Source organism: Chryseobacterium sp. Y16C, assembly GCF_022488405.1.
Lineage (GTDB): Bacteria > Bacteroidota > Bacteroidia > Flavobacteriales > Weeksellaceae > Chryseobacterium > Chryseobacterium geocarposphaerae.
Window position 1 is genome coordinate 737248 of sequence record NZ_CP092711.1, and the last position, 18146, is coordinate 755393.

19 protein-coding genes and 1 pseudogene are annotated in these 18146 nt (G+C 34.8%); 10 read left to right on the plus strand and 10 right to left on the minus strand.

Translation table 11 applies throughout. From position 1 onward, the window contains the following. Positions 1-91: 91 nt before the first annotated feature. The 5 genes from MKS83_RS03195 to MKS83_RS03215 all read right to left on the minus strand — a co-directional run bounded on the left by MKS83_RS03195 (position 92) and on the right by MKS83_RS03215 (position 5422). A complete protein-coding gene (locus MKS83_RS03195) occupies positions 92-640 on the minus strand; it encodes an antibiotic biosynthesis monooxygenase (RefSeq protein ID WP_240581935.1) in 549 nt (182 codons plus the stop codon). 20 nt (positions 641-660) lie between these two features. After that, positions 661-1719: an NADH:flavin oxidoreductase/NADH oxidase gene (locus tag MKS83_RS03200; protein WP_240581936.1), complete on the minus strand. Its 1059-nt coding sequence runs from the start codon at positions 1717-1719 to the stop codon at positions 661-663. Between the two features lie 3 nt (positions 1720-1722). Then, positions 1723-3945 (minus strand): hybrid sensor histidine kinase/response regulator, encoded by a 2223-nt coding sequence (locus tag MKS83_RS03205; protein ID WP_240581937.1) that lies wholly within the window; start codon positions 3943-3945, stop codon positions 1723-1725. A gap of 250 nt (positions 3946-4195) precedes the next feature. Then, positions 4196-4891, minus strand: a complete 696-nt coding sequence (locus MKS83_RS03210) for a LytR/AlgR family response regulator transcription factor (RefSeq protein ID WP_240581938.1) — start codon at positions 4889-4891, stop codon at positions 4196-4198. Between the two features lie 57 nt (positions 4892-4948). Further along, positions 4949-5422 (minus strand): Dps family protein, encoded by a 474-nt coding sequence (locus MKS83_RS03215; protein WP_240581939.1) that lies wholly within the window; start codon positions 5420-5422, stop codon positions 4949-4951. A 515-nt stretch (positions 5423-5937) separates the two neighbouring features. Here MKS83_RS03215 and MKS83_RS03220 point away from each other — a divergent pair. The 6 genes and pseudogenes from MKS83_RS03220 to MKS83_RS03245 all read left to right on the plus strand — a co-directional run bounded on the left by MKS83_RS03220 (position 5938) and on the right by MKS83_RS03245 (position 8964). Beyond that, positions 5938-6261, plus strand: a complete 324-nt coding sequence (locus MKS83_RS03220; RefSeq protein ID WP_240581940.1) for an ArsR/SmtB family transcription factor — start codon at positions 5938-5940, stop codon at positions 6259-6261. Positions 6262-6265: 4 nt separating this feature from the next. Further along, positions 6266-6724, plus strand: a complete 459-nt coding sequence (locus MKS83_RS03225; RefSeq protein ID WP_240581941.1) for an SRPBCC domain-containing protein — start codon at positions 6266-6268, stop codon at positions 6722-6724. 95 nt (positions 6725-6819) lie between these two features. Continuing rightward, on the plus strand, positions 6820-7398 hold the full coding sequence (locus tag MKS83_RS03230; protein ID WP_240581942.1) for a YdeI/OmpD-associated family protein: 579 nt from the start codon (positions 6820-6822) through the stop codon (positions 7396-7398). 18 nt (positions 7399-7416) lie between these two features. Continuing rightward, a complete protein-coding gene (locus MKS83_RS03235; RefSeq protein WP_240581943.1) occupies positions 7417-7815 on the plus strand; it encodes a DoxX family protein in 399 nt (132 codons plus the stop codon). Positions 7816-7835: 20 nt separating this feature from the next. Next, positions 7836-8390, plus strand: a pseudogene (locus MKS83_RS03240) (DUF4256 domain-containing protein). A gap of 73 nt (positions 8391-8463) precedes the next feature. After that, positions 8464-8964 (plus strand): hypothetical protein, encoded by a 501-nt coding sequence (locus MKS83_RS03245; RefSeq protein WP_240581944.1) that lies wholly within the window; start codon positions 8464-8466, stop codon positions 8962-8964. 33 nt (positions 8965-8997) lie between these two features. Here MKS83_RS03245 and MKS83_RS03250 read toward each other — a convergent pair whose 3' ends face one another. Continuing rightward, positions 8998-10029, minus strand: a complete 1032-nt coding sequence (locus MKS83_RS03250; RefSeq protein WP_240581945.1) for a threonine aldolase family protein — start codon at positions 10027-10029, stop codon at positions 8998-9000. A gap of 85 nt (positions 10030-10114) precedes the next feature. Between MKS83_RS03250 and MKS83_RS03255 the strand changes: the two genes are divergently transcribed. Next, the gene (locus MKS83_RS03255) at positions 10115-10768 is read left to right on the plus strand and encodes a metal-dependent transcriptional regulator (RefSeq protein WP_100375708.1); all 654 of its coding nucleotides are present in this window, start codon (positions 10115-10117) and stop codon (positions 10766-10768) included. An 85-nt stretch (positions 10769-10853) separates the two neighbouring features. On the opposite strand, the gene MKS83_RS03260 is transcribed toward MKS83_RS03255, so the two are convergent. The 4 genes from MKS83_RS03260 to MKS83_RS03275 form a co-directional block, all read right to left on the minus strand. Beyond that, a complete protein-coding gene (locus tag MKS83_RS03260) occupies positions 10854-12032 on the minus strand; it encodes an aminotransferase class V-fold PLP-dependent enzyme (protein ID WP_240581946.1) in 1179 nt (392 codons plus the stop codon). An 86-nt stretch (positions 12033-12118) separates the two neighbouring features. Further along, a complete protein-coding gene (locus MKS83_RS03265) occupies positions 12119-13258 on the minus strand; it encodes a hypothetical protein (protein WP_100375710.1) in 1140 nt (379 codons plus the stop codon). Positions 13259-13285: 27 nt separating this feature from the next. Continuing rightward, complete coding sequence (locus tag MKS83_RS03270) at positions 13286-14188, minus strand: TssN family type VI secretion system protein (RefSeq protein ID WP_240581947.1); 903 nt, start codon at positions 14186-14188, stop codon at positions 13286-13288. 58 nt (positions 14189-14246) lie between these two features. After that, positions 14247-15212 (minus strand): type VI secretion system baseplate subunit TssG, encoded by a 966-nt coding sequence (locus MKS83_RS03275; RefSeq protein ID WP_240581948.1) that lies wholly within the window; start codon positions 15210-15212, stop codon positions 14247-14249. A gap of 299 nt (positions 15213-15511) precedes the next feature. Between MKS83_RS03275 and MKS83_RS03280 the strand changes: the two genes are divergently transcribed. From MKS83_RS03280 to MKS83_RS03290, 3 genes are all read left to right on the plus strand, one after another. Further along, positions 15512-16303: a S1/P1 nuclease gene (locus tag MKS83_RS03280; protein ID WP_240581949.1), complete on the plus strand. Its 792-nt coding sequence runs from the start codon at positions 15512-15514 to the stop codon at positions 16301-16303. 467 nt (positions 16304-16770) lie between these two features. After that, positions 16771-17637: an RNA polymerase sigma factor RpoD/SigA gene (locus MKS83_RS03285; protein ID WP_002979276.1), complete on the plus strand. Its 867-nt coding sequence runs from the start codon at positions 16771-16773 to the stop codon at positions 17635-17637. A gap of 61 nt (positions 17638-17698) precedes the next feature. Continuing rightward, positions 17699-18118 carry a hypothetical protein gene (locus MKS83_RS03290; RefSeq protein WP_240581950.1) on the plus strand — a complete coding sequence of 140 codons (420 nt, stop codon included), beginning with the start codon at positions 17699-17701 and terminating at the stop codon, positions 18116-18118. Positions 18119-18146: the final 28 nt, after the last annotated feature.

Consider the following 18146-nt stretch of genomic DNA (forward strand, 5'->3'; position numbering starts at 1 on the left):
GTTGAGATTCCTACGGAAAGACAAAAGCGGAAAGCCTTTATTATAAACAAAAAATCACTGCATTTTACAGTGATTCTTTATGTCATTAATATTATTTAAAAAGCCATTTTCTGATCAGCTTTGTATAATTAGGCATTACGGCAAAAACCATCAGGAAAACAATACATCCTGAAATCAGAAGTCCGTCTGAATAATGATTAGCAGGAATTTTTAATAACCTTAAAAAGGGGAGAAGTACCAATGGAATCACTAATGACAAAGGATAAATGGCTGACCAGGTTACCAGAAACTGCTTCCAACGTACAGGAACCTTTGTTTCATTTTCAGTTTCAAAAAGAAAGTCGAGCCCGGATTTTATTTTATAATGGTCATTTTTTCGGAAAAGTGGAGCAGCTTTGTCAATGAGCCTTTTACGGGCATCAGAATCCATCCAGCTTCGGAGATTTTCAATCGTATCGAACCTGATAATAACAGTATAGACAAAGGTAAGACCTTTAATTGGGCGTACAATCTGATGGTCTATGAAACCTTTTGAATCTCTGGTTAAAGGAACAATTTCATCCAGCCATTGTTCGTATTCCTGCTGTTTTCCATCCAGAATATGATGTGAAATTACTACAGATGCACCTTGATTTTCCATATCATCAGTTTTTTACAAATTTAAAAAGCTCTTTTGTATTGCCAAGGGATTTCTGTATCAAGCTCCAGTTCGATTGCAGAATGAATGGCAAAATAAGGATCTCTTAAATGCTCTCTTGCAATGATAACCAGGTCTGCTTTGTTGTCGCTGATAATTTCGTTGGCTTGTTTTGCAGATGTGATCATTCCGACAGCACCTGTTAAAAGCCCTGTATTTTCTTTAATGGCAGTAGCAAAAGGAACCTGATAACCCGGAAAAACTCTGTCTTTGCTTACATTGGTAAAGCCGCCGCCTGATGCGGTAATAAAATCTACACCTTCGCTTTTGAGGATTTCTGCAAGCCGGATGCTGTTATCAAGTGTCCAGCCTTCCTCAGTTTCTACATAATCTACAGCAGAGATTCTTACGAGTAAAGGCATTGTTTCAGGGATCACTTTTCTCACTTCCTGAACGGTTTCCACTAAAAAACGGATTCGGTTTTCAAAACTTCCACCGTATTCATCTGTTCTTTTATTAATTAATGCAGAATAAAACTGATGAAAAAGATAACCATGTCCTGCGTGAAGCTCAATCGTATCAAAACCTGCTTCCACCGCTCTTACAGCAGCTTGGGCAAACTTATTTTTAAGCTCCTGAATTTCTGCAACGGATAACTCCTCGGGAATCACTCCGTTGATCTCTGTGGGTGAGGAACATTTTACAATCCATCCGCCTTCTTCCACGGTAAGGGGTTTCATTCTTTCGTTGGGATGCTTTAGGCTTCCTTTTCCTCCAGAATGCCAAAGCTGAATTCCTATTTTAGCATTCTGTTCGTGAACGAAATCTACAACGTTTTTCCAGGCATTTTGTTGCTCGTTGTTCCAGATTCCCACGTCGCTTAAAGTGGCTAAGCCTTCTTCGGAAACCGCGGTACATTCGGTAAGGATAAGACCTGCGCCACCAACGGCACGGCTTCCTAAATGGACAAGATGCCAGTTGCCGGGAACTCCGTTTTTTGCGCTGTATTGCTGCATGGGAGATAATACAATCCTGTTTTTAAGTTCAAGACTGCGTAGTTGTATCGGGCTAAATAAATTCATTGTTTAAGGTTTAATATTCTGTAATTGATGCAAAAACTTTTCAGCTTCTGAAAGTGATGATGTGATAATACTTTGCACCATTTTCAAAGCTTCTGCTGATTGCTGATTTTGTCCGGAGGTCATTTCCAGAAACTCCAGTTTTTCTTCTAATAAAGGTAATAATCCCATGATGGCAACACTGGATTTCAGATCATGCGCTCTCAGTTTTACAATCGTAAAATCTACATTTTCATAAGCCGATTCCATTTCCTGAACATGATCCGGAATTTTGTCTAAAAACTGCTGTGTGACTGTTCTTTCAAAATCTTTGTCACCATTGCTGATGGATTTCATATAAGTAAGATCAATATACTGATAAACAGTAGTATATCCTTTACTTTCTATTCCATTATTTTTATCTTTTTTCAATCCGAAACCTGAAATTAATTTAAATAATTCATCTTCATTGACGGGTTTGGAAATATATTCGTTCATTCCCCGGCTCAGGCATTTTTCTCTTTCTCCAGCCAGTGCATGTGCGGTCATTGCAATAATTGGAAGGTTCAGGTTCAATTCTTCCCTGATTTTTTGTGTTGCAGTATAGCCGTCCATTTGTGGCATCTGAATGTCCATTAAAACAAGATCACAATCATTATTTTTAAGATATTCTACTGCTTCCAGACCATTGTTTGCAGTGTCGAAATCGATGTTCCATTGTGACAAAAGATGTTTCATCAGGCTTTGATTGATCGCGTTATCATCTACAATTAAAACTTTTAAAGGTACATTGGATTTATCTTTGAAATAATTGATGTTAACAGAAGGCGCCACATTAATCTGTTCTTTCGCAATGGCATAAGGAATGAAAAAATGAAAAGTCGTACCTTTTCCCTGTTCACTCATTACCTCAATATCGCCATTTTGCAATTGAATTAAACTTTTCACAATGGATAAACCAAGCCCGGTTCCGCCATAATTTCTTGTTGTAGAATCTTCACCCTGATTGAATCTTTCAAAAACCTCGCTAAGCTTTTCTTTATCGATTCCAATTCCGGTATCCGAGACTTTAAAACCGACAATGACTTCACTTTTGGTCTGTTGCTTATTGTAAATTTCGATACTGATATTTCCGTGATGGGTAAATTTGATGGCATTCCCGATGAGGTTGACTAAAATTTGAGTTAACCTTGTTGCATCACCGTTCAAAGTATCAGGAATCGAGGAATCTATTTTGCTGGAAATCGCTAATCCTTTTTCTTTGGCACGTTCCACAAAAAACGTTTCGACAGAATTCACCAATCCGTTGATACTGAATATTCCTTTGGTAATACGCATCATTCCGGCTTCGATTTTGGATAAATCCAGAATGTCATTGATAATGGCCATCAGATTTTCTCCTGAACGTTGAATGGATGATACAAATTCTTTTGAAGTTTCATCCAATGGTCTTTTTTGTAAAAGGTTAGTAAAGCCCAAGATTCCGCTCAGAGGTGTTCTGATTTCGTGGCTCATATTGGCTAAAAAATTTTCTTTGGTCTGTGCGGCAACCGAAGCTTTTTTCTCCGCAATATCCAATTCCTGGATCAGCAATCTCTGACGTTTAAACTGGCGAAGAATATGATAGCCAACGATAGATCCGCTTAAGATCAAAAGAATCAGCAAGGAAATATCATACAATCTGGCTTTCTGTCCCATTTCCTCGTTTTTTTTACTGAGATCTACCATATGAATTTTTCGACTTTCATAGATCTTTGCAGTGATAGAAGTGATTTCGTTCGATATTTTTCTGGCTCTTGGATTAGCAATGGAAGTCTGATCGTCCATATTTCCGAGGGTATGATAACGCAGCAATAATTTATCCTTCGTTGTTTTCTTGTCCATCGCGAGAACACTCAACCGGTGAATTAATCTTTCTTCCTCTGTATCGGCATTGTCTTTGGAAAGGGAATCCAGAAAGTTTTCTATCTGATTGATCTTTTGGTCGATGCCTTCAAGGTGAGTGGTGTCATTGGTTGCAATGGAGGCTCTGATTCTGCTTTCAACACCTAAAATATCACGGTCAATTTCACGCAAATGATTGCTTGAACGTAATTCTTCGAGAAGTTTGTTATTGTTACGGATAAGTTCCTTTGTATTTTGGGCTGAATTAATCTGAACGGCTATCAATAGGAGAGACCCCGCAATAAATGTGAGAATAATGAAGTAACTGAATCTCCTGTTGTCCATTACTGAGGATATCTTTTTCATAAGTCTATTATGTTGACTTTAAAATTATTGTTAACCACCCCGTTAAAAATTCTTTGAATTTTCGCCACCCCTCCAAAGGAGGGGAATTTTGCATTGCAATTGGAACGGCGCATTGTTGCAGCCCGGCTTGAGCGGAGCTCTTTTTGTCATTGCGATTACTGAATAGTTCAAGTGCTAACTTCATTTCTTCGCAATGACAAAAAAGCGGGAGCGGAAGACGGATTAAGCTGCCCCAATAAAAATTAAAATTTTAAAAAACATTCATTCTCGAGTTGAGCGCTTTTCTGTACGCATCTGCAACGGGAATGAATTTTCCATTAATCATAATTCCACCATCCTGAAGCGTATCTATCTTACCGACAGAAACGATGTAAGACCGATGAACTCTGATGAAATGATCTTTTGGAAGACGTTCTTCCGCAGTTTTCATTTTGCCGTGGATAGCAAACATTTTTTCTCTTGTATAGAACTTAACGTAATCACCCATTGCTTCTGCATAAAAAATATCGTCCAGTTTCAAACGTCTTGTAATATTGGAATCTCTCACGAAAAGAAACTCATCTTTCGTGACTTCTACATTTTCCTTTCTGCTTTCAAGAATAGCCTGTGCTTTGCTCACCGCTTGTAAAAATCTTGCCGGCATCACAGGTTTTAAAAGATAATCTGCGATATTCAATTCGAAAGCTTCGAGTGCATATTCTTTATTAGATGTAGTGAAAATGATGATCGTTTCTTTTCCTGAGAGATTTTTGGTGAGTTCTATCCCTGACATTTCAGGCATTTCGATGTCTAAGAAAATTAGATCAACAGGATGGGTCTGCAGATAATTGTAAGCTTCAATCGCGTTGGAAAATTCATTGACAATCGTAAGATTCGGAATTTGTTTTGCCAAATGTGATAATGTTGTTCTTGCAATGTCGTTATCATCGACGATTAAAGCTTTCATAGGGATAGTTATTTATGATTTTACACAAATATAATTATTCCTTTTTTCTTTTCCCAATTATCTGAAATATGAACGGATCATCCAGGCCATTTCTTCGTGGGTTTCCATCAAACCCGTAATGAAATCGCTGGTTCCGTAATCTTTGAATTCTTCAGCAAAAGGGGTAATGTTTCCTCGTAGGAATTCAATGATGCTTTCGTGGTCGCTCAACAGGTCTTTCATATAGCCTAAACCGTCATTGGTTCTTTCGCTGTATTCTGTAAGATGTGTCAGTTCCAGATAGGTTTTCATTGTTGCCGGTGCATAATGTCCGATTTTACGCATACGTTCTGCAACGCTGTCAATCAGTTCATCCAATTGTTTGTATTGCTCCTCGAAAAAAAGGTGATTGGCGTGGAAATTATCTCCGGTAACATTCCAGTGAGCGTTTCTGGTTTTGATGTAAAGTAAAGTTTCATCAGCTAAAAGTTTTGCCAGTTGATCAGCAACAGCTCGTGTGTTGTTTTCTGTAATTCCGATTTTTGTTTTCATAATAGTAAGATTTAAGTTGTTCTTTTTTAATGATGTAAAGTTCGGATGGAATATTGCGGAATTGAAAGATTTTTCGATGAACGGGCAAAATGAGTCGTTGAATGGGATATAAAGATGTTGAATTTATTATGTAGGCAATTTTAAATAGCAGTGCTATTATAGATTATGGTCATAAATACAATTTAACATAATATAAATTATAGGATTTTTTTTAATATGAATATAGGAGAGTTTACTTTGTTATTTCGTACTCTTCTAGAAGCCTTCTGCTATTTGGTACAAGCTTTATTTCCTCCAATCATTTTCTTCAATATTTTAAAACTGCTGAGATTCCGCTGTACGAGAAAAAACTCCGCAGATTCAAAGCTAGATTCTTATAGTTTAATTTGAATAATACTATTACAATGTATAAATCACAGCAATCTGTCAAAATTTAATATTTAATAAAAAAAATCATCAATAAAATTTGCGTAGCCAAATAACTTCATTTAAATTTGTAGTCAAATAACTACATAATGAATTTAAGACGAGATGTATTTCAGGCGATTGCAGATCCTACCAGAAGATCCATATTGATGTTGGTTGCCGCTCAATCTATGACAGCTGGTGCAATTGCTTCGAATTTTGATACTGCAAGACCTACTGTTTCAAAACATCTTCAAATCCTAACAGAATGCGAATTATTAAGACCTGAACAAAACGGACGCGAAATTATCTACCATTTAAATCCTGTAAAAATGAAAGAAATTGCAGACTTTATCGAGCCCTTCCGCAAAATGTGGGATGACAGATTCAATAAGCTTGAAGACTTAATGAAAAATTACCAATCAAAAAAGTAGAAATATGGAACTGAGAACCAAAATACACGCTGAAGATGGCAAGCAGGAAATCTTCATCACCAGAAAATTTGACCTGCCTGTCGAATTGTTGTTCAAAGCGTATACAGAAGCTGAACTTTTCGAACAATGGATGGGTACAAAAGTGACAAAATTTGAAAATAAACAACACGGAAGCTACCGTTTTGAGACCTCAAATCCTCAAGGCGACGTAGTTTTCAGCGCCAATGGAACCATTCATGAAATTGTTCAGAATAAGAAAATTATAAGGACTTTTCAAATGGAAAATACGCCTTTTCCAGTTCAGCTTGAATTTTTAGAATTTGAAAAAATTACGGATGATATCAGCAAAATAACCATTCAGACTATTTATAAATCATTGGATTTCAGAGATCAGATGTTGAAATTACCTTTCGCACAAGGCATCAATATGGCCCATAACCGTCTGCAAGAATTATTTAAATAACAAGATGCGGGATACGAGATTCGAGATTGAATCCATCAATTATATTGCTGATATAACCCGCAACACATATCCCGAAACATTATAATCCAAATTATATGAACCCAAAAGTTGATTTCTTCTTTGATAAGGCCACACAATGGCAAAAAGAATTCGAAAAATTAAGAGCAATTGCATTAGAAACCGAGCTTGTAGAAGATTTGAAATGGGGATGTCCATGTTATACTTATGAGGGAAAAAATATATTCTTAATTCACGGTTTTAAAGAATATTGTGCACTACTCTTTTTCAAAGGTGCTTTAATGAAAGATCCTGAAAACATCTTAATCCAACAAACTGAAAATGTGCAAGCTGCAAGACAAATCCGTTTTACCAGTTTACAGCAAATTATTGATTTAAAAGAAGTTATTAAATCATATCTATTTGAAGCTGTTGATGTTGAAGAATCAGGTGCAAAAGTCGAGATGAAGAAGACCAAAGAATTTGAAATGCCTAAAGAATTTCAACAGAAACTGGATGAAAACTCAGCATTAAAAGAAGCTTTTAAAGCTTTAACACCAGGAAGACAACGTGCTTACCTACTCTATTTTTCTTCCGCCAAACAATCCAAAACCAGAGCTTCCAGAATTGAAAAATACATTCCCGAAATTCTTAATGGAAAAGGCCTGAATGATTAAACTTAAAAACAGATAAAAATGGAAACACAAAATAAATTCCAGAAAAGAAATAAAATCATCTATTGGTTTTTTACGCTTTGGATGGCTCTGGGAATGGTTTCAACAGCCATTGTGCAGCTCATGAAAAATAAGGACGAACTAGCCAATTTTACAAATCTGGGTTATCCTTCTTATCTAATGACTATCATTGGAGTATGGAAAATCTTAGGCGTTATTGCAATTTTAATTCCGAAATTTCCTTTATTAAAAGAATGGGCTTACTCAGGGTTTTTCTTTGTAATGTCGGGAGCTGTCATTTCGCATATTGTTGTTAATGATCCGGTCAGCAAAACATTTCCTGCTGTTTTATTGCTTATATTAGTTATTATTTCCTGGTATTTCAGACCTGCCGATAGGAAAATTTCTGTAAATAATTAAACCACTTAAACTGAATTAATATGAAAAAGAAACTGACCTCGGAACAAGCCGAAGAACTTTTGAAGATTTTGAAAACCCGTTTTGAGAAAAATATGCATCGTCATCAAAATTTGGATTGGGAAAAAATTCAATCAAAACTGCAGAAAAATCCGGAAAAACTTTAGTTTTTAAACGAAATGGAAGAAACCGAAGGTGAACCTGATGTTGTTGGTTATGATAAAAAAACAGATGAATATTTCTTCTTTGATTGTTCACCAGAAAGCCCGAAACGCAGAAGCCTGTGCTACGATTATCCTGCATGGGAAAGCAGAAAGGCCAACAAGCCGGAAAGCAATGCAGTCGATAAGGCTTCTGAAATGGGCATCGAATTGTTAACAGAAGAACAGTACCGTCAGCTTCAGGAATTAGGAAAATTTGATCTGAAAACTTCGAGCTGGGTAAAAACTCCTGTATCAATAAGAGAATTGGGAGGAGCAATTTTCTGTGACCGACGTTACAATACTGTTTTCACCTATCACAACGGAGCTGATTCTTATTATGCAGCCAGGGGTTTCCGGGGATGTTTGAAGGTATAATTTTTAATATCAATTCAATAATAAAATGATTATTTTAGCAACTTCGAAATTTAGCTAATACAACAAAAGGATTATGAAAAAGTTGATCTTATTAAGTACATTATCTGTTTTTTTAATAAACTGTAATAAAAAAACAGAAACAGCAGCTCCAAAGTTAGAAACAGATTCTACTGCAACTACTGAAAAAGTAATTGATACTTTAGGCCCAAAATCGTTCTGCTATATGGGAGTTACCGGAAAAGATTCTGTATTTGCCAGTATTGATGATAATCTGGGAACCATTACAGGGAAAATGTCTTACAAAAACTTCGAAAAAGACAGCAATAAAGGAGATATTTCCGGCTATAAATCGGGAGATACCATAAAACTGACGTATGAATTCGAATCTGAAGGCAAAAAAAGCGCAAGAGATATTTTCTTTATTCAAAAAGATAATACTTTGGTAGAAGGTATCGGAGCCCATAAAGAAGAAAACGGACAGATAAAATATGCCAGTGAAAAAAACATCAGCTATAAAGATGGCCAAAAACTGGAAACTGCTGATTGCAACCTTGTTAATAAAGCTTTGAAATAAATTAAAAATGCAACTTTATCAAGTTGCATTTTTTTATAGTTCCGTTTTAATAATTTCAATAAATTCATTAACGGGCTCATCATCAGTATTCCAGGAAGTAATAAGACGGATAGCCGAAAAATTCTCATCTATTTTCTTCCAGACATAAAATTCAAATTTCTCCGAGAGCTTTTGAATTACATCATTACTTAGAATCGGGAAAATCTGATTGGTATAGGTGTCGGATAAAAACTGTACTCCCCTTTCCTGCATTGCATTTTTGATTTTCATGGCTTGCTGATTGGCATGCTTTGCCAACTCAAAATAAAGATCATTTTTCATCAGTTCTAAAAACTGAATTCCTAATAGTCTTCCTTTTGCCAATAAAGCTCCTTTTTGTTTAATATTAAAAGCAAAGTCCTGCTGAAGCTCTTTATTATTAATTACAATTGCCTCTCCAATTAATGCACCGTTTTTAGTTCCGCCTAAATAGAAAACATCAGTCAGTTCCGCAACTTTTTCCAATGTCAGATCACTGATTTCGGAAGTCAGACCGTGTCCCATTCTTGCGCCGTCCATAAAAAGATATAAATTATTATCCTCACAGAATTTCGAAAGATCTTCTAATTCTTTTAAGGTATAAACTGTTCCCAGTTCTGTAGAATTTGAGATGTAAACCAACTTCGGCATTACCTGATGTGGAATATTTCTGTGGTTTTCCAGAACCGGAATAATATCTTCAGGAGCCAGTTTTCCATCCTCTTTCTCTATGCTTAAAATTTTATGTCCAGTCGCTTCAATGGCTCCGGTTTCATTATTGAGAATATGACCTGTAGATGCTGAAATAGCACATTGATAAGGTCTTAAGACGGAAGAAATTACCAATAAATTGGCCTGAGTTCCGCCGGAAACAAAATAGATCTCCGAATCTGTTTTTTTTATTCTTTGCTTAATGAGTTCTTTAGCCTGTAAAGAGTACTGATCTTCTCCATACCCTGCCTGCTGATCGGTATTATGCTCTAAAAGAGCTTTTAGAATATTGGAGTGACAACCTTCCGAATAATCGTTTTTGAATGAAAATTTCATAAAGTAAAATTAAAAAAACTTAAAATATCCAACATCAATAATTCATAATATTTTGTTAGATTTGTAATGAAAATCATCTAACATTTTGAAAACAACATTAACCGAAGAAAACTATCTGAAAGCTTTATTTCATTTGGTTGATACCGAAAGCAAAGTAACGATTAATGAGCTCAGCAAATTCTTAACGGTGAAAATGCCGAGTGTTAACAATATGATGAAGAAGTTTGCCGAAAAAGGCTGGGTAATCTATGAAACCTATAAACCGCTTATCGTTACTGAAAAAGGACATCGCGAAGCGGCTTTGGTGGTAAGAAAGCATAGGCTTACAGAAATGTTTCTGGTAAAAAAAATGAATTTCGGTTGGGAAAATGTTCATGAGATTGCAGAGCAGCTGGAACACGTACATTCTACTATTTTCTTTGATAAGATGGATGAAATTCTTAATTATCCTAAATTTGACCCTCACGGAGAACCTATTCCCGATAAAGACGGCAATATCATTGCTCAGGATTTACAAAAATTAAGCAATTGCGAGCCTGGAGAAGTGGTAGTCTTTACTTCTGTTACCCTTTCTGATGATGCTTTTCTTAATTATTTAACAGAGAGAAATCTGCTTTTGAATAAAAAGATCAAGGTCATCAAAATTGAAAGTTTCGACAAATCAATTACTATTGAAATTGACGGGAAGAATGAAATTCTGAGCAGAAAAGCAACTGATAAAATATTAGTAAAAAAATAGATCGAACTGTGTTTCAATCTATTTTTTATGTCTGTAATTCTACAGATTCCTTTACTGAAATATTTTCGATAAGTCAATGGAATACCTATCTCAAGCTATTATTTAAAATTTCTGACACCTTTTCGATTTCTTCAACCGTGTTGAAATAATGTGGTGATAATCTTACAATTCCGTTGATATTTTTATTCGTAAAATCTATTAAGGCTGAGTTTTTATAAGTCACTGAAAAGAATATATTATTTTCTTTCAAGACTTTCTGAATATTTTCTAAATCTCCATCCGGACCGCAAAAAGTAATGATACTGCTAAGACGATTTCCCTGATCCCAAATCTGGAAACCACTATCTCTCAAATTTTCCCGCAGTTTCTCAGACAAGCCTTTGTTATAATGTTCAATAGCATGTATTCCGATCGTATTGGCATATTTTAAAGCTTCAGTAAAACCCAGTAAAGATGCATAGGAAACTTCCCAATGCTCGAATCGTTTTGCCGTTTTAAATAATTCATAATTATCATACTCCGTCCAGTTGGCACCTCTCATATCTAAAAGTAAGGGAGCATAATTCTGCTCCAGAATTCTATCCGAAACATATAAAAATCCTGTTCCTCTCGGTCCTCTCATAAATTTCCTTCCGGTTGCCGTCAGAAAATCACAGCCAATCTTTTCAACATCTACAAAGAGCTGTCCAACAGACTGACAGGCATCAACAAGATACAAAATACCATATTTTTTACAGATTTTTCCGACACCTTCAACATCCTGAATCAGTCCTGAATTTGTTGGAATATGAGTAACAGCAACTAATTTAGGGGTATACTTTTTAATTAATTCTTCCAGATCTTCCAAATCAAGTTCATGGTCTGAAAGATTTTTTGTTCTGATAATTTTTAATTTTAATTTTTTCTGCAGCGAAATAAATGTAATCTGATTGGAAATATAATCGTCAATCGTTGTAATGATCACATCTCCTTCTTTAAAAATGATACTGGATAATGCCTTTGTATAAGCGTCTGTAGCACTTGTGGCAAAAGCAATATTTGAAGATTTGCAGTTAATCATTTTAGCCGTTTCATCATAAAAACTTTCCAATAATTCAGCATTTTTATTGGCTACTTCATATCCTCCGAATTGTTCCTCCTGCTTTAAATAATCCATCATCGTATCCACAACCTGTCTTGGCATTAATGAAGAACCTGCATTGTTCAGAAATATTTTCCCGTCTGATAATCCTCTGATGTCCTGTCTTATTATATCTATGTTCATATTTTTTTAAATATTCTTAAAACAATTTTACATAAAAAATCCCGAATTTATAAGCCCGGGATTTACTTTTATTAATAGTATGATAATTAATCCAAAACACTCCAACCTCTTTTCGGATTGGTATTGGAAGAAACTTCCTGTTCGTTGACAATGATGTTCTCTTTTCGCTGACCAATATAATCCAGTTCGCTTAATTTTGAGAAGATTATTTCCAAACTTCTCAACATCTGCTGAATATACAATAACGGTTCACCGCAATTGTGGTGATCATAGTTTGTTTCTGCAACAATTGATAATTGATTTAACAAAGTATGAGGTGCAATTTCACTCCATTCTAAGCTATAATTCAGCATTTCTTCCAATTCTGCAGGAACCAGAACTTGTGTAGCGTTATATAAATTCAGTGCTAGTTTTGCAAAAGATTCAATCAGAAATACCGGTGGTTGCCAAGGCGTGATATTTCTAAACTGAAAATACATATCCGCGAAAGTCGTTATCATCGTATTACACAAAAATTTAACATTTTGTGCTAATGCTGTATTCTGGTTTTTATGAGAGGCTTTCTGAATAATTTTAAAGGCATATTGCTGTAAATTACCGATAGATTTTGCAAAACCATTATAATAGTTCAACAACGCAGGATGGCTCTGAACCGAAGTACAAGGCGGAATAAAATTCGAATCTACCTGGGCAATATTTCCTTTTAAGTCAACCTTCCCTACAATCAGATAGTTTCCTCCTGAATAACTGCTGTTTAGAGAAGTTACCGGAAGTAATTCTATATGGTAATTGGATTGAGCATTCGGATGTCTCGGTGGAATTTCTTCAGGATCAATATCTCCGAAAGGAACTTTATCAAAAGGATTTACTGAAATTAAAATATAATATTCTCCATCTGCCTGCTCCTCGTTCATTGATTTTGCCAATGACTTTACACTTACTCTCCTGTCATTAAGCTCTACCCTGTATCCGGCTAATGTAACCGCACTACAATGCTTTATAACAAGCTGAACATCATTTGTTGCTGTATTATGAACATCAAAAATCGTTTTGTCCGTAAATTCATTGGGAATAGGTAAAAGTCCGTAATTATAATTGGTAATCCCTAATGAATTGGAATCTCTGATGGTATCAATTAAGAAATTATCCTGATCATTTAAATGTCTCTGGGAAACTTTCATTCCGTCGACCCAATTGATCGCAAAATGTTTAATCGGCTGTATCATATTAAATACTTTTAAAATTTGTGTGTGTTATGATTTTTTAGCAATTCCTTCTTCTTCATGCTGAATTACTCTTTTGCAAATGACCACTTCATTTTCTGAAATGCTATTTGCTGAAATATCCTGATCGAAATTGATATATTTTCTAAAACTGAAAAATGATTTTTTGGTGTAAAAAATCCAGTAGTAAGGCTGTTGTTCACTATCCGAAAGATGAATGATAGATCCCGGATTTTTGTGGTTATAATCATCCACCACTCTATAGAACCAATCACCGAAAGTAACACCTGTCGGTAAGGTTTTAGCTTTAATTCTGAAACGATTGGACTCTTCTAAATTTTTACTTAATTCTACATTCAGGACCATCAATCTGTCAAAGTCCGCCCCTTCAAAATCCGGAAGTTTCTGATCCGGCGAATATCTCCAGGTTTTATAAATATCAACAGGAATACTGATAAACTGAACATAGCAATAATGAAATACCAACGGAACAAGGAAGATGAATACACTTGTTGCAGCCATTACAGGATAGCCTGTTCCCTTGCTTATCCAGTTGAATATTAAGGTAAAAAGATAACCTCCGAATACAATACATGTTAAAGAAAGCACCGATTCAAACAATATACTCATAGATAAAGAATCAATATGCTTTTTAAAATATCTGTCCAAAAGATTAACATGGATAATCCCTAAAATAAGATAAATAATCTGAGCAATCAGATACCAATAAGGATTAAAAGTATTTCCGGCAAAACCAAAAAAACCGGGCACTGCTATGCATAAACTGCACAGAAGAACATAGATAATGATGGTCTTTATTTTGATAGCAGGCTTATTTCTTCTGATTATTCCTAAAATAATCATCATGATTACTGCAATCAAAGGCATCAAAATATATCTTAAAAATATACCTTTTACTGAAGAGATTTCCATTTGTCTTTTTTCAATTAATAATATATGAAGTTGGTATCTGTAAATATAATAAAATATTTTAGAGGAAGGTGGAGTAACCAAGGCGGTTTGCATTTCTTTCATCATCTTCCAGAGCAAAAGAATATTCCTGTTTTTCTGTGATGAAATTCTCTTTTATATCTACACTTACCGGTAAAAAGTAATCGTATAATGTATGAAGAACTTTTCTAAACGGACTGCCATCTATGAACTTTTTCATATCGGAGTAAGGAATAGGCCCGATATTCACCACCCAGTTTCTTTGTCCGTCCATATGACTTCCGCTCGGGATATAAGTAACTCCCAATCTTGAATTTCCAAGCAGCATGGAATCATCATTCTCCTCTATGTTGTCTATCACATTCGGAGCAAAAGTGACTTCTACCGGAATCTGAAGAAAAGCCGTCATGCATCTCTCAAACCATCTTTTATCCCCTCTGATCTGATGAAAAAACGGTAAAATATAGATGAAGATATAGGCATTTTGTTTGTCAAGCATCTTAATTAAAGGCCAAAGCTCACTTATAGTATCCAGCAAAGAATCAGTATCACTTGAAATATCAAAATCGAATTCCTTTAGCAGTGCACTGATTTCGGTAAAGAAAATCTCCAGTTCAAATGGTTTGAAAAACTTTCTTGCATCTTCTTCTACCCTTTTCTGCTTCCGGATTTCTTTAACAACGGTTTCTATATTTTTTCTGGAAGCTCCCAATGAAGGCGGATGAAACAATCCTTCAGGAAGATAATCGTAAATGCCTTCCCGGTACGTCTCTATGGTAAAAACTTCTTCATCAAAACCTAAAAAATGACTTGAAATACCTTTTATGTCCTTAAGGTAAGCTCTGTCATTAATTCCCAGTCGGTCAATAAAGATGTTACTTACAGCTCTATGGTATTTTAATAGATTAACGGCCACAGCTTCAGCTTTGAAATCTGTCTGCAGCTTATTGTAATTCATTTCTACAATATGATTCTCATACATAGTATTTCCTGTGATTTTGGGCATGTAAAGGTACTATATCTCGTAGTATTGAAAAAATATTTTCAAATAATTTCACATTAAAAATACTAATTTAATCCCATTAAAAGTATTATCCCTACAAATATCCGTGAAAATACGGTAAAAAAACAACGAAATTTAAGTTTAAATTTCTTCTGCTATTCCAAAACAAATAAAGAAATAAATTAACAAAACACTTATTTAGATTAAATTTTATTAACACCCTTAAAGACAAGAATTATCTCATATTTAATTCTACTTCGAAAAGTGAGCCGTATCTTTGCACCCTGAAAATGTTATTTACAATGAAAAGTATTTATTCTAAAATTCTGATTTTAGCTTTCATGGCATCTTCGCTTTATTCATATGCGTGGGGATTGACGGGACACAGAATTATTGCAGAAATTGCAGAAAATCACCTTTCCGGAAAGGCAAGAAGGGAAATTAAAAAAATTATGGGAAAAGAACGCCTTGCCTATTGGGCAAACTGGCCTGACTTTATTAAATCTGACACGACGGGTGCATGGAAGCAGGCTTCAGCTTGGCATTACGTAAACATCGATCCACAGACAGATCTTAAAGCTTTTGAAAAAAATTTGGAAGCTCAGGCCGGACCAAGTTTATATACTCAGGTAAAAGTATTATCAAGCCAGATTAAAGATGAAAAAACTTCTGAAAAAGACAGAAAAATTGCTTTAATTTTCCTTATTCATATCATGGGAGATCTGGCACAGCCTTTACACGTAGGAAGAGCTGAAGATTTAGGAGGAAATAAAATAAACGTCACTTATTTTGGAGAAAAAACAAATTTACATTCGGTTTGGGACGGAAAATTGGTAGATTCTCAAAAATACAGTTATACGGAATATTCAAAATTATTGGATATTAAATCTAAGGATGAAGTAGCAAAAATTCAGGCAGGAACTGTGGAAGACTGGTTGTACGATTCTCACCAGATTGCCAATAAAATCTATGCCCAGACTCCTAATGATTCAAAACTGGCATACGATTATCAGTATAAATTCAATGATACAATGGAAAGACAGCTTCTGTACGGAGGTTTAAGATTAGCGAAATTCTTGAATGATCTTTTTTAAAATAATTGGAAAAATATATCATTATAAAGCGGAACCTGGGTTTCGCTTTTTTATTTTTAAAATGCTAATGATATAAGTTTATATTATTTGTTGAAAGCCGGCAGTTTATTTGAATTACTTCTTATTCAAATAAACAATTACATCATCTTAGCCCCGATTGCAGCAATTGTTTGAGCTCATTTTTTTGTATCGGCGGCGGCAAAGCCGCCGCCGATACAAAAAAATAGCGAGTGCGGAAAGCGGGATAAAGCTCTAAAATAAAAACTGACTGAAACTTCCGATATGATTTTTTCAAATCTCCGAAGTTATTTACATTACAAAATCGCCTTTCTGCGTCATGAGAGCCATAATTTACAATTAATTTTCTAATTTCAATTGAACTGAATAAAAAATAATTAAAATAGGTGTAACCTTTTTACCTCTTGATACGTATAATATATAGTAACTCTTTTTTGAGGAAAAAATAGATGAGACAATTAAAAATCACTAAGCAGGTTACCAACAGGGAAACTGCTTCATTAGACAAGTATTTGCAGGAAATTGGTAAAGTTGAACTAATTACTGCGGACGAAGAAGTAGAATTGGCACAAAGAATCCGTGCGGGCGACAGAGCAGCACTTGAAAAATTAATCAAAGCCAACCTTCGTTTCGTAGTTTCGGTTTCTAAACAGTACCAAAATCAGGGTCTTTCTTTACCCGATTTGATTAATGAAGGGAATTTAGGACTTATGAAAGCGGCAAAAAGGTATGATGAAACAAGAGGTTTCAAATTTATCTCTTACGCGGTTTGGTGGATTCGTCAATCAATTTTACAGGCTTTAGCTGAACAGTCAAGAATTGTAAGATTACCATTGAACAAAATCGGATCGATCAACAAGATTAACAAAGCATACGCTCACCTTGAGCAGGAAAATGAAAGACCACCTTCTCCGGAAGAATTGGCTGAAGTTCTTGACATGAGCGAGGAAGATATCAAGGAATCTATGAAAAACTCCGGTAGACACTTGTCTATGGATGCACCTTTGGTAGAAGGTGAAGATTCTAATCTTTACGATGTATTGCGTTCTGGAGAATCTCCAAGTCCGGATAAAGATCTAATGCTTGAATCTCTACAAATTGAGATCGAAAGAGCATTGAATACTTTGACTCCAAGAGAGGCCGATTTGGTAAGATTATACTTTGGATTGAACGGAAAACACCCGATGACTTTAGAAGAAATCGGTGAGACTTTCGATCTTACAAGAGAGAGAGTTCGTCAGATCAAGGAAAAAGCGATCAAGAGATTGAAACACAATACCAGAAGTAAGATTCTAAAATCTTATTTAGGTAAATAATTTTACGCAAGAATTTATTAGCGGAGTTTGATTTTCAGACTCCGTTTTTTATTTTTATTTTATGAATAATTTATCTTTTTTCATTGGCGGATTTTTTCTATTTTTTATTACCGTCAATATCGCAACTTATTTTTACTTGAAATATAAACGAAAGCTTTTTTTCCAATATATAAAGGATAGAAAATATATCTTAATTCCAAATATAGAAGCTGAAATTGAAGGAAACTCACAATTTGGATCAAAAATAAGTTATAGAAAAGCTGATATTATATTTTTGAAAGATAATATCTTCCTTTGCTCATTCAATAAGCCGATTATTCAGCTTACGAAAAATAAAGAATTTTTTCCAAGTATTTATTATAAATATAGTTATGATTCAAAAATAAAGACAAATAACAGACTTGAAATAAAAAAATCAGATGGTAGCTTAAAGATAAATTTAAACTTTAAAGATGAAAATTTTGATTTAGAGTTTATTTAAATCGAAATCAATAGTTTATATATAAAAG